The organism is Microbispora sp. H10670, from assembly GCF_014161385.1.
Taxonomy (GTDB): Bacteria; Actinomycetota; Actinomycetes; order Streptosporangiales; family Streptosporangiaceae; genus Microbispora; species Microbispora triticiradicis.
The window spans coordinates 1-12,333 of the sequence record NZ_JABBWW010000025.1 but is presented as its reverse complement, the minus strand read 5'-3'; the positions used below and the strand labels follow the sequence as shown (position 1 = coordinate 12,333).

11 protein-coding genes are annotated in these 12,333 nt (G+C 67.9%); 4 read left to right on the top strand and 7 right to left on the bottom strand.

The genetic code is table 11. The features are described 5' to 3' along the window. Positions 1-129: 129 nt before the first annotated feature. The 3 genes from HHX33_RS27820 to HHX33_RS27810 form a co-directional block, all read right to left on the bottom strand. Positions 130-426 carry a hypothetical protein gene (locus tag HHX33_RS27820; protein WP_182877183.1) on the bottom strand — a complete coding sequence of 99 codons (297 nt, stop codon included), beginning with the start codon at positions 424-426 and terminating at the stop codon, positions 130-132. Positions 427-501: 75 nt separating this feature from the next. Next, a complete protein-coding gene (locus tag HHX33_RS27815; protein WP_220502284.1) occupies positions 502-1,113 on the bottom strand; it encodes a phosphotransferase in 612 nt (203 codons plus the stop codon). A gap of 641 nt (positions 1,114-1,754) precedes the next feature. Then, the gene (locus HHX33_RS27810) at positions 1,755-4,496 is read right to left on the bottom strand and encodes a cellulose-binding domain-containing protein (protein WP_182877182.1); all 2,742 of its coding nucleotides are present in this window, start codon (positions 4,494-4,496) and stop codon (positions 1,755-1,757) included. A gap of 215 nt (positions 4,497-4,711) precedes the next feature. Between HHX33_RS27810 and HHX33_RS27805 the strand changes: the two genes are divergently transcribed. Next, a complete protein-coding gene (locus tag HHX33_RS27805; RefSeq protein WP_182877181.1) occupies positions 4,712-5,536 on the top strand; it encodes a patatin-like phospholipase family protein in 825 nt (274 codons plus the stop codon). A gap of 57 nt (positions 5,537-5,593) precedes the next feature. Here HHX33_RS27805 and HHX33_RS27800 read toward each other — a convergent pair whose 3' ends face one another. After that, positions 5,594-5,791, bottom strand: a complete 198-nt coding sequence (locus HHX33_RS27800) for a DUF2795 domain-containing protein (protein WP_182877180.1) — start codon at positions 5,789-5,791, stop codon at positions 5,594-5,596. Positions 5,792-5,977: 186 nt separating this feature from the next. Here HHX33_RS27800 and HHX33_RS27795 point away from each other — a divergent pair, with 186 nt between their 5' ends. Further along, positions 5,978-7,270, top strand: coding sequence for a sodium:solute symporter family protein (locus HHX33_RS27795; protein ID WP_310741557.1), 1,293 nt, complete (start codon positions 5,978-5,980; stop codon positions 7,268-7,270). Between the two features lie 668 nt (positions 7,271-7,938). On the opposite strand, the gene HHX33_RS27790 is transcribed toward HHX33_RS27795, so the two are convergent. After that, complete coding sequence (locus HHX33_RS27790; RefSeq protein WP_182877179.1) at positions 7,939-8,280, bottom strand: hypothetical protein; 342 nt, start codon at positions 8,278-8,280, stop codon at positions 7,939-7,941. After that, positions 8,267-8,692, bottom strand: a complete 426-nt coding sequence (locus HHX33_RS27785) for an ATP-binding protein (protein WP_182877178.1) — start codon at positions 8,690-8,692, stop codon at positions 8,267-8,269. The genes HHX33_RS27790 and HHX33_RS27785 overlap by 14 nt, the downstream gene beginning before the upstream one ends. 567 nt (positions 8,693-9,259) lie before the next feature. Between HHX33_RS27785 and HHX33_RS27780 the strand changes: the two genes are divergently transcribed. Together HHX33_RS27780 and HHX33_RS27775 are read left to right on the top strand one after the other, a co-directional pair. Continuing rightward, complete coding sequence (locus tag HHX33_RS27780; protein WP_182877177.1) at positions 9,260-10,087, top strand: helix-turn-helix domain-containing protein; 828 nt, start codon at positions 9,260-9,262, stop codon at positions 10,085-10,087. Beyond that, positions 10,069-10,293: a DUF397 domain-containing protein gene (locus tag HHX33_RS27775; RefSeq protein ID WP_220502283.1), complete on the top strand. Its 225-nt coding sequence runs from the start codon at positions 10,069-10,071 to the stop codon at positions 10,291-10,293. The genes HHX33_RS27780 and HHX33_RS27775 overlap by 19 nt, the downstream gene beginning before the upstream one ends. A 317-nt stretch (positions 10,294-10,610) precedes the next feature. Here HHX33_RS27775 and HHX33_RS27770 read toward each other — a convergent pair whose 3' ends face one another. Then, positions 10,611-11,957, bottom strand: coding sequence for a replication initiator (locus HHX33_RS27770; RefSeq protein WP_182877176.1), 1,347 nt, complete (start codon positions 11,955-11,957; stop codon positions 10,611-10,613). Positions 11,958-12,333 lie beyond the last annotated feature (376 nt).

Here is a 12,333-nt window from a genome sequence, read left to right as displayed (position 1 = left end):
ACCGGCCGTACGGGCGCGGCAGCCGAACGGCACATCCGTACCCCCTCTTCCCAACGGCCCCGGGAGTTCCACCTCCCCCGAGGCGTCCTCCCGTCGTGACCTCCGGGAACAAGCCCCGGACCTCCTCCTTCAGGGCCGGTCGTAGATCGAATGATCGCCGACACGGCGCCAGACCAGGAGGGGTTCGCCGTCGTCAGCGGTGCCGAACTCGAAGGTCGCTCTGCCGTCTGGAGAGGCGAAGTTCCATGTCATCGAGTAGAGCTTGTGAACACGTAGCCGAGAAGGCCAGGGGACGCGGCCTGTGTGTGCCCCCTGCTCGATGGCCGGAAGGAAATGCTTGAAGACGGCTTCTCTGAAAAGCGCGTACTGCTCGGGGGGAAGCCGGGCCACGTCCCGGAGAAACGCAGCCGTACGCTCGAATCTCACGGGAGATCTTCTGCGCGGACCGCGTCTATCTCAGCGAAAAGGTCGTCCATCGTCGCGAAGGAGCGGGTCCGGCCCTCACGGATCTCTTCGTCGGCTCGGAGGGGCACCGTGGAGCGCCCACGCCAGGTCGAGCGCCGCGTCGCCGAAGTCGATGACACCGCTCACCACGCCGTCCCGCGCGAGCACATGTCCGGGCCCGAGATCGCCGTGGACCAGAGCGGTGGCGGGCAGCGTGGCCACGGCGTCCAGTAACGACCGGGCGACGCCTCGCCGGTCCCCCGGCAGGAGCGGTACGACACGCGTGCCGAAGTCCTCGGCCACGACCGCCCGCTCCCGCAGTGCTTCTCGCGCGGGCGGGGCACCACGCCGCACGGCCTCCACGGGATCGGTCGCGTGCAGTGCGCGCAGGAACGCGCCCAGGGCGCGGCCGCCGACGGCGTCGAAGGTCCCGAGCGGCTCACCGACGATCACCTCATGCCGCACGACCAGGGGCTCCCGCCGCAGGACGTGGGGTAACGGAACGGGCAACGGTAACCGCGGCGTGAGCCATGGCATCAGGCGGGTCTCCATGAGCAGTCGCCCGGCCACCTCCGGCCTTCTGGGGCGGCGCTCCACCCACCGCTCTCCGACCATCCGCGCCCGGCTGTCCCACCCCGTCCCGCCCCACTCCCCCGACAGTCCCCGCACCACGCCAGTAGATCAGCTCTGCCCTGGCGCGCCCCACCCCTTTTCCGTCCCCCGGCCATCCGGGCCGGAGGCGGATGAGTGACATGACCATTACTCAATGTGATGCACGGAGCGATCCTCCGGGGTATGCTTGCTGCTGCCGCCCTCTGCGAGGGGGAGAGGAAGTGAGCCCGGGCTTACCGCCGGAATTGACGGGAACCCGGGCTTCGCGTTCTCCCCATCATTCGCAGGTAACACGCTCGGTCGCATGCTCGCCGCGTAACAGGTTCCAGAAGGTGTCGTCGCCCGCCTCGGCTCTGGCGACCACTCCCGCGACGACATCGGGAAGCCAGAGCAGCTCCTCGACAAGAGGATCGCCCCACTCGACATGCGTGTCGTGCGGCAGCGCTCGTCGAGCGCGGAGGGCATTGACCAGGTCAAGCTTCTTTATCGCCTTCGACGTTCCGGCGTTCCATCACCACGTGGCGTACGCCATGGAGCGCCAGTTGCCACAGCAGTCGCTCGAGGCACTTTCGCCGGGCCCGCCTCTGCTTCCGTGCCAGCAGTCCGGTGCCGATCACGCAGGCCCTTGGCCGAGGCCGCCACGCGAAAAGACGGCCGTACGGGCGGGGAGTCGCCCGTACGGCCGTCGTCGCGTTATCTCAGGAGGCGGTGCAGGTCAGCGTGGCCGGGACCGCGTTGGTGTTGTTCCAGCTCGCCTGGAAGCCGAACACGGTGGACGCCCCGGGGCTGAGCGAGCCGTTGTAGTTCACGTTGGTGACCGTGACGTTCGCCCCGGACTGGCTCACCGTGCCGTTCCAGAGCTGGCTGATCGTCTGGCCGTTCGCGAAGGCCCACTTGACGGTCCAGCCGCTGGTCGCCACGGTGCCGGTGTTCTTCACCGTGACCTCGCCCTGGAAGCCGCCCGGCCACTGGTTGGCCACCTTGTACGTCGCCGAGCACGACTTGCCGCCCGACGGGGTCGCCGAGGGCGACTGGCTGGGCGAGGCGGACGGGGACGCACTCGGAGACGGGCTCGGCGACGGGCTGGGCGACGCCGACGGAGACGGCGAGGGAGACGGCGACGCGGACGGGGAGGCCGAGGGAGACGCCGACGGGGACTGCGGGGTGCCGTTCCGGTCGCCGTAGATGACGCCCCGGCCGTTGGTTCCGAGGTAGACCCGGCCGTAGATCCGGGGATCGCCGGTCAGGGCCTCGCCCATGTTGCCGTACTGGTGCTGGTCGTCGTTGATGCGCACCCAGCTCGCGCCGGTGTCGTCGGACCGGAACAGGCCGTCGACGCCGTCGACGGCGCCGGCCAGGTAGAGCGCCTGGTACGACTTGCCGGGCGCCGCCTTGCCGAAACCGACGTTGATCGAGTCGCTGACGTTCGAGAGCTTGGTGAACGAGGCGCCCGAGTTGGTGGAGTGCCACAGGCCGCCGTCCCCGGCCAGCCAGATGTCGCCCTCCTTGCCGGGCAGCGCCTTGAAGTGGACGTCGGTCGTCGGCAGGCCGGTGGCCGCGGTGGCGCTGAAGCTCGCGCCGCCGTTGGTGCTCACGTAGAACTTGCCGCCGGAGTAGGCGTAGAACTTCTGCGCGTTCACCCGGTCGGACTCGACGATCGCGTTGGCCGGGACGCCGGTGGAGGCGCTCCAGCTGTTGCCGTAACCGACGGAGTAGACGACCTGGATGCCGGGGTCGGCCGGCGACCACACGAAGCGGCTGCCGTCCGCCGCCGCGGCGACCGTGCCGCCGTTGTTGACGCCGCCCGGCTCGGTGCCCTGGAACCAGTTGGCCCCGCCGTCGGTGGAGAAGGCGACGTGGCTGTCGTTCGGCCGGTCGGAGTCGGTGAAGTTGCCGGCCCGCACCATCACGCTCGGGTTGGTCTCCGCGTAGTCGAGCGAGGTGGTCGAGGTGAAGACGGGCTGGGTGAACATCATGGACGGCACGGCGTCGAGGTTGGTGTGCCGGAAGCCGCCGATGTCGCCGAGCGCGCTGATCAGCGGGGCGCCGGTCGGCGGGCTGATCAGGTCGAGTACGGCGGTCTCCTCCAGGCCCTTCACCATCGGCTTGATCGTGAACTGGCCGCCGGAGTCCCACTTGGTGAGGTCGGTCGTGCCGTAGATCGTCGCGCCGGTGCCGTACATCATCCGGTCGGAGTTGAACGGGTCGATCTCGACCGACTCGTTCATCCAGCCGAGCTTGGGCGTGACCTCCGGAGGCTGCGGGTTGGTCCCGAAGGTCAGCCACGGCGCGGAAGAGATGTCCATCTTGTAGCGGAAGCTGCGGTTGGGGTACGACGTCCAGTCCCAGATGCGGGTCCAGGTCGCGCCGCTGTCGGTGCTCCGCCAGAAGATGGCGTCGGGCCACCAGGAGACCTGCGTGGCCACCATGATGGTCTTCGGGTTCTGCCGGTCGATGGTCAGGCCGCTGTAGCCGAAGTAGTCGTCGCCGCTGCTGGACGGGATCGGGCTGATCTGGGCCCAGGCGCCGGTGGCGGTGGCGTAGCGCCACACGTCGCCCTTGCCCCCGTCGTACGGGCCGCCGGTGTCGCTGGTGGCGATGTAGAGGTAGCCGTTGGCGGTGTCGAGCACGCCCTTGTGGGCGATGTAGCCGGTCGGCTGCCCGGCGACCCGCTCCCACGAGGTGCCGCCGTTGGTGGTCCGGTAGACCGTGTTGCTCTTGTCGGCCACGCCGACGTAGATGGTCTGGGTGGCGTTGCCCGAGGTGCCGGTCCGCTTGTCGAAGGTCACCCAGACGACGCCCTGGTTGTCACCGTTGTACGCGTCTCCGGGGCTGGCGACGTAGTTGCCGACGTTGGGGAAGTTGGTCACCTTGGCCCAGGTTGCGCCGGAGTCGGTGCTCCGCCAGAGGCCGTTGCCGCTGGGCGCGCCGAAGTACAGGACGCTGTTCTTGTTCGGGTCCACCGCGAGGCGCTCGCCCATGCCGCGTCCGGGCATGTTGCCGCCCAGCTTGAACGGCAGCGGGCTGACCTGCCAGGAGGCGCCCTTGTTCGACGAGCGGATGATCGCGCCGTTGTTGGGGTCCCAGCTGTTGGTGTACATGCCGACGGCGGCGTACACCTTGTTGGCGTCCACCGGGTCGGGGGTGATGCTGACGACCCCGTTGTAGCCCCAGTTCGACTGGCCGACCCAGTCGAGCAGCGGCGTCCAGGTCTGGCTGGACTGCTCCCACCGGTACGCGCCGCCGATGTCGGTGCGGGCGTAGATGAGGTCCTTCTGGACCGGGCTGAACACGATGCCGGGAACGAAGCCGCCCCCGGCGATCTGCACGTTCTTGAACGTGTACGGATCGGCGGCGACGGCCGACACCGGCGCCATCCTGATCACGGCCGTGACCAGCGCCATGGCGGCGATCACGAGCAGGGATGCGAGTCTTCGCATGGACGGTTTTCCCTCCGGGGGGCATGGACAACCGGCCATGCACGATCAGGCGGGGACCCTGACCGTCCTTCTCCTCCGTGCATGGAAATCTGAACGAGAGAGTCACACATCGGCCGAAGCGCCGTCAATAGTTTGACGTCCAGACAAAATCTAAACCGGTTTCACCAGGGGGGCCGCTTCCCGTTCCCTCCCGGAGGTAGAACATAATTCCGGTCATGACTACAGCTCTCGTACTGGGCGGCGGAGGTGTCGCCGGGATCGCCTGGGAGGCGGGGATCGTGACCGGCCTGCGCCGCCTCGGCGTGGACCTGGGGACGGCGGACCGCATCGTCGGCACCTCGGCGGGGTCGGTCGTCGGCACGCTGGTGGCCACCGAAGCCGACCTGGAGGAGGCGATCGCCCACCAGGCCGAGGTGGACACCGGACCGCCGCCCGCCGTCGACATGGACGCGATCATGCAGGCGTTCGCCGTCATGTCCGACCCCGCGCTGGACCGCCGCGAGGCCCGGCGCCGGGTCGGGCAGATGGCCCTGGCGGCCCGGGTTGACCACCAGGCGGAGCGGCTCGCGGCCGTGGGCGAGCGGCTCCCGGTCAAGGAGTGGCCGGACCGCGACCTGCGCGTCACCGCCGTGGACGCCGCGACGGGCGAGTTCGTCGTGTGGGACCGGTCGGCCGGCGCGCCGCTGGTGCTCGCGGTCGCGTCGAGCTGCGCGGTGCCGATGGTCTTCCCGCCGGTGGAGATCGGCGGCAGGCACTACGTGGACGGCGGGGTCCGCTCCGCGACCAACGCCGACCTGGCCGGCGGAGCGCGGACGATCGTCGTGCTGGAGCCCCTCGGTCACCTGACCCCCAGGGAGGTGCTCGACGCCGAGTTGCTGAAGGCCGGCGCGGACGCCGCGTACACGGTGCATCCCGACGGGGCGTCGCGGGAGGTGTTCGGCGCCGACGTGCTCGACCCGCGGCTGTGGGGGCCGGCCTTCCGGGCGGGGCTCGACCAGGCCGCCGCCGTCGCCGCCCCGCTCGCCGGCATCTGGGCCTGACCCGGCTGAGGGCGGCGGCGGAACCGCGTCCGCGCGCCGCCCTCGCCCGGCCTCGGGTCATCCGGCCTCGCTGACCGCCTTGCTCACCGCGTTGGGGCCGTCGTACTCCCGGTCCGGGATGCGCTCCAGCGCGTTCAGGACGGTGTCGTCGGCCCCCTGGTCGCGGGCCGTATCGATCAGGTCCGACTTGCCGGCCGGGTAGTCCACGCCCTTCAGGTGCTTCTGCAACTGGATCGGGTTCGGGGCGTCGGCCATGACCTGTCTCCCTTCGTCCGTGTCCTCTCACCTGCTCGCCTACCCGCTCGTCCGCCCGGCCACGCGGGACGCCGCGGCGGACGCCCGAAACCGGCTTTACCGGGCCCTCACCTGCGGTTTTGTCACGATTGGGTATACCCGATCCCACTTTGTGAGACCGGGAGGCGTGAGGGTAGCTGGCGTTGCGTGCCTGATGCCCAATTGCTGGCCGCACAGGATCTGCGGCTCGACGTCAACCTCCTAGACTACGTGATCCTCGCCCTGTACTTCCTCGTGGTACTGGGAATCGGCTTCGCCGCGAGGCGGGCCGTACGGACGAGCCTGGACTTCTTCCTCTCGGGCCGCGCGCTTCCCGCCTGGATCACCGGCCTCGCCTTCATGTCCGCCAACCTCGGCGCCACCGAGATCCTCGGCATGGCCGCCAACGGCGCGCAGTACGGCCTGATGACCGTGCACTACTACTGGATCGGCGCGGTCCCCGCGATGGTGTTCCTCGGCGTCGTGATGATGCCGTTCTACTACCGGTCGAAGGTGCACAGCGTCCCCGAGTTCATGCGCCGCCGCTTCAACGGCGCGACCCAGCTGCTGAACGCCTCGACGTTCGCCCTCGCGCAGATCCTCATCGCCGGGATCAACCTGTACGCGCTCGGGCTCGTCATGGACGCCCTGCTCGGCTGGCCGCTGTGGCTGTCGATCATCGTGTCGGCGGCGATCGTGCTCGCGTACATCACGCTCGGCGGCCTGTCCTCGGCGATCTACAACGAGGTCATGCAGTTCTTCGTGATCGTCGCGGCGCTCGTGCCGATCGTGGTGATCGGCCTGACCCGGGTCGGCGGCTTCTCCGGCCTCGGTGAGAAGGTCAAGCAGGGCGTGCTCGGCGAGGGCGGCCTGCACACCTGGGCGCAGACCGGCGGCACCGACAACCCGATGAGCGCCAACTGGATCGGCCTGGTCCTCGGCCTCGGGTTCGTGCTGTCCTTCGGCTACTGGACCACCAACTTCGCCGAGGTCCAGCGCGCGCTGTCGGCCCGCAACACCAACGCGGCCCGGCTCACCCCCATCGTCGCGGCGTACCCGAAGCTCGTGATCCCGATCGTGACCGTGATCCCGGGCCTCGTCGCGGTGGTGCTGTTCGGCAACCTGGGCAAGGACGGCGGGCCGACGTACAACGAGGCGATCCCGCTCCTGATGAACGAGTTCCTGCCGAACGGCGTGCTCGGCATCGCCGTGACCGGCCTGCTCGCGTCGTTCATGGCCGGCGTGGCCGCAAACATCAGCGGCTTCAACACGGTCTTCACGTACGACATCTGGAAGTCGCACGTCAACGGCGGCCACTCGGACGAGTGGTACGTACGGCTCGGCCGGATCGCCACCACCGGCGGCATCGTCGCGGGGATCGGCGCGGCGTTCATCGCGGCCGGATTCAGCAACATCATGAACTACCTCAAGAACATGCAATCACGCAACTCTTTCGCGTGACATCCCTCAGGAGCGCCACTGCGCAGGCCGGACAGCCGCTAACGGGCATCTAACAGGGCAATCACCCGGCGAGGCACACCGGGAGGGACGCCGGGCATCTGGTCGTTCAGGCCGTCAAGAGCCGATTCGGCGAGGACTTTCTCTACAGGGTCAAGGGGCTCGCTTCGCTCGCCCGCCGCCCGCCCGCTCCGGGCGGCCAGCGGGCCGGGCATGCGGCCTGGGGGCCGGTCCCGGCCCGCGCCGCCCCCACGGGCAGCGGCACCGAGCACTCAGTTCCGGCTCTTGATGTAGCCCGTCGCTCCGTCACCGGCCCCAACCGCTGACGCGGCCCCTTCGGGGTGCTTCGCATTGGCGCCGGCCACTCCGCTCACTCGCCCGCACGCCCTTTCTGTGTCACTTCTGGCGGAGGCGACGGCACGAGGTCCATGCCCGCGAAAAACTCACGGGTCAGCTCCCGCGCCCGGCTCACTGCGATCTCCTCACTCGGACATTTCTCGATCGGTCGCGGTCCCAACTCACCGGGTAGGTGGCAGGTCAGCTCAGCACCCGAGGATCTCTCGCAGATGGAGAACGCCCGGATTCTGCCGATCATCCCCAGCCGGAGCCACGGCACCTTCTCGTGAGGAACCCACCGGATAGTCACTTGGCGGCGTCGTGTCATAGGTCGTTCAGTCGTCCGTGAAGTGATCAAAACTGCCGCTCTTGGCAGCCTGGACGAAGACCTTCCAGGTGTTCCCGTCGGTAACCACCCACGAGGGGGATTTGACGATCCCGACGTGCGCCAGGTCCCCGATTGCCACCGTCACCTCCTCGCCCTCTTGCTGGGGGATGAACGCGCCTGCTTTGGTCGCGGCGAGGAAGCGGCTCCACCGCGCGAGGCTCACCCGCATCCAGCCGTGATCTCCGTCCGCAGAGGTACGCATGTAGATGATCTGTCCGCGAGGCTGGTACTGGACTTCCAGCCCCGCGCAGATCACCCCCACGGGGTTACTCGTTTCACGCGCCGCCATGTACGGCTCCTGATTCTTGAGGCGAAGGGGTGTCGGTACTCCGCGCCAGATGGCACCAGACCACACGTTTTTCTTGGTTCCCCCGCACGCCCCACGCGGTCGCCAGGCAGTTGACGAGCCATAGACCACGCCCGCTGTCGCCGTCGAGATGAAATGGCCGCATGCAAGGCGCGCGGTCAGGTGACCCCTCATCCGCAACGTCAATCCACAGGCCGTCGTCGCCTGCCGCGATGGTCAAGGTCACCAAACCGCCCGACCGGCGGCCCGACTCCGAGTGGCGCACCGCATTCGCCACGAGTTCGGTGACGAGCAGTTCCACCTCATCGACCGAATCCCATTGCAGCGGAAGCAGTATGTCTCGTGTGTAGGCCCGCGCCGCTGGCACCGATTGCGCGATTCCGGGCAGTTCCACCGTCCCGAGAAGCCTTAATGTCCTCACTGCACCAGCTCCCAGATGCGCTCGGCTGCTTCTTGGTCCAGCGCTGACACCCGCTGGTCACGACCGCGTCCCCAGGTGAAGAACCATTGGCCGTGCTGGCATAGGGCCATGATCTTGATGCTGTCTGCCGTCCGAGGAATTACTAGTGTGGGCTCCTTGTTTCTCGGCAGGTCAACTCCCGTGGTGACGCCTCGCATATGCAGGTCCCAAGCCAGCCGGACCAGGTGAACGAACTGGTCCTGCTGCCGCATTCGAGGACTGGCCTCATGGTCCCTGCGAGCGCTCCTCTCCGTTCGCCGTCCCTGCCGAACGTTCCCGCCGTCTGTCACAATGACTCCAGCTACTGAGCGAATTGTCCTTTTCCCGTCATGATCCTCGCGCGCTAAGTGATTCCGTCCCTAGGTTGCCCGTAGCTAGCTTGGAGTTGTAGAAGAATGCCGCCGACAATAGGCCGACGGAAACTTTCGCCAGCTGTAGGTGTATGTCATTGTCTTGTCAGGGCGTGTCATAGACACCGCCGGGTGATCATCAGGAGACTGCATGGCTAACGACCTGGACCCGCGCTTAGGCCCAGTTCAGCGCTTCGGCCGGGAGCTTGCCCGGGTGCGCAAAGAGGCAGGACTGTCACAGGCCCGGCTCGGTAGCCGCCTGGGGGTGTCCGGCTCCCTCGTCGGACATATCGAGATAGGCAGCCGGACTGCCAAGCCAGACTTTGCGGCGCGATGTGACGACATTTTCGGTACGGGCGATTTCTTCCAGCGCCTATGCCGCAACATCACTTCGCCCTCCGCTCCCAGTTGGTTTCTACGGTGGTCGGAGGAGATCGAACCGCGCGCCCGAGTACTGCGAAGCTGGGACCCGCTTCTCGTCCCCGGACTTCTGCAGACTGGCAACTACGCACGAGCGGTCTTCAAAGGCGGCTTGGCCAGCTCAGAAGAAGAGATCGAACGGCAGGTCAGCGCCCGACTCGCGCGACGGGCGATCCTCGAACGCGAAAATCCGCCCGCCCTATGGGTCCTGATAGACGAGTGGGTCCTACGCCGACCCATCGGCGGCCGTCAGGTCATGTACGAGCAGCTTGACCACCTCGCAGCCGTTGCCGCTCGACAAAGCGTGAGAGTGCAGCTCGTCCCCGCCGACACGCCATGCACCGCTGGCTTGATGTCCGGATTCGCACTGGCCGAATTACCCGATGCACCTACAGCCGTCTCAATCGAGTCTGCGGGAGCAGGCGAAGTGTCGGCCGAACATGATCTCGTGACCGTGGTGTGGGACAGATATGACAGGATACGAGCAGAGGCTTACCGCCCTGGTGAGTCGCTACAAATGATCGAGGAAGCACGAGACCTATGGGCGCACGAGACCTGACCCACGTGGACCTCTCGCAGGCCATGTGGAAGAAGAGTTCCCGTAGCGGCGACAGCGGCGGGAACTGTGTCGAGGTCGCCAGGAACCTGCCGGGAGTCATCGCCGTACGCGACAGCAAGAACCCCGACGGCCCGAAGCTCCTCTTCACACCTAGCGAGTGGGACGCCTTCATCGGGGGCGTCAAAGACAGCGAGTTCGACCTGTAGCAGCTCAAGCCACCGCATGTAGCCCTGCACCCGCCGCCCGATTGTCCGGGGCGAGCGGAACCTGTCAAGCACGGCCGTGCAGGCCGGACGACCACCCGAGGCGGAAGGTCACCGGCTGATGGACACGTGAAGCCGTGCTTGACAGAACCCGCCCGCAGTCCCGGAGGAGGCAGCTAGCGGGAGCAGGGAGAAGACCGGCGCGAGCGCCGTGGACACCGTGCCCGCCGTGGTGCCGCCGGCCCAACCGCTTCGCGGCCCCTTCGGGGTGCTTTCGCATTGCGCCGGCCGCACCACTCCCGCACGTACGTCCCTCCCTATCAGGCCGACTCTGGCCGCTCCCGCTCACGAGCGATCCGGCGCGCGGTGGCAATGCGTTGCCTGATCACCTCAGCCCAGAAATGCTCACCGTTCCGGTAGCCGCTTCCCGCATAGCGCCACTGGCCGACCGTGACCGTCTCCCGCTCGCCAGGTGCAGGCAGGCCCCGCCGTTCCCGAGCCCGCTCGGCCTGGTGATCGGCCCGCACCTGCCGCAGCGCCCCGAGGGTGGTCGAGTAATGACGGCTCTTGGTCGAGAAGTGGCCCCGGTATCCCAGCATGTGCGCCCACTGTCGAAGGGGAATCAGCCGATACTCCGGACGGTCTCCCAGGACGAAGCACGTGTAGATCATGCGCCGGGCATGCTCGGTCACGTCCAGATGAGCGACGTCGTGCATCTGCCGAATTGGCCGGTCCACGGTCCCGGCGGACTCGGCTCCCTTCGTGGCGTACTTGGCGATGTAGGCCGCCACCCGCTGATCCGCGATGCCCTCCATCGAGGTCGCGACGTAGACAGGGTCAATGTCCAGTTGGGTCCCCCACCGGCCGACGAACGACGGGTCATCGTCCGGCACAGGAACAGCCACCCCCGCCGCTGCTTCCCTTATGGCCGCCGCGAGTACGGGAACGGTCGCCCAGTCCGGCGGACGATCGGACGGCCCGTCCGGTCCGTCGAGGCGAGTGACCGCGTGAAAGTGGACCAGGCCCCGCGCCTGATACTCGGCCACCTTGGCGTACGACAGCCGCAGCCGCCGACGAAGCTCGGCCCGCGAGACGCCGAGATGCCGGGCGAAGGCCGCCGGTAGCGCTTGGGTGAAGCGCCGCCACAGCTCGCCCGCGTGAGCGTTCCACAGGACCGCGCTGACGTAGTCGTAACAGTCCACACAGATCGGCTGCCCGATCTGGGGGTCATCCTCACCGTGCCGTATGCCGCAGCCTTCCGGCCTGCCGTGCTCGCACACCGGGTTGTCCCGCCGAGGACGGCACGGCAGCACCTTGTCACCCTTCTGCCGACGAGCGTGGACCGCACCGAACGAGGGGGCCGTGAACGTGGCGAACACGCGCGGATGCACGCTCACGTCCTCGGGGACACCCTTGCCGCCGCGCAGGCCGGACAGGATCAGGTGATAGGTGTCGTCCCGGTAGACCTCCGAGCAGGCCGGGCACCGCGACGCACGACGGTTGCCGCACGCGGTCAGCAGGTAGCCAGTCGGCTCGTCGGCCGTTCGATAGACGTCCAGCACCTCCAACCCGGCATCGAAGGTGACCCGGTGACCTTGCAGCCGGATCGGCCGGGCACAGCCACCTGTCGCGCGCACCATCTCCTGCCACCGGGCGAAGTCCGGCATGGCGGCACGCTGGGCAGCGGCGAGGACATCGGGAGAGAAGCCGGGAAGGTCGCTCACGCGGCATCCCTCCCGCTCTCGCCGGAGGTTCCAGAGGCGACGGGAGACGGCCCGGGGTCTATCTCCACGTCGAGGATGGCAGCGACGCGCCGCCATTTGTCGGGCGACCACTCGGGCAGTTGAGCGGCCTTTCGCCTGCCCCACTCCTGGGCAAGCTTGAGGTGCGGCACCAGTTCTTCGGGTACCAGCGGAGTGAACCACTCCGACTTTCGTGGAGGCCCTGAAGCCAGCATCATCTGCTGGCGGAAGGGAGAATCACGTCACGATGCCAGCCCCGAGGAAGTACCCCCAAGAGCTTCGCGAGCGCGCGGTGCGCATG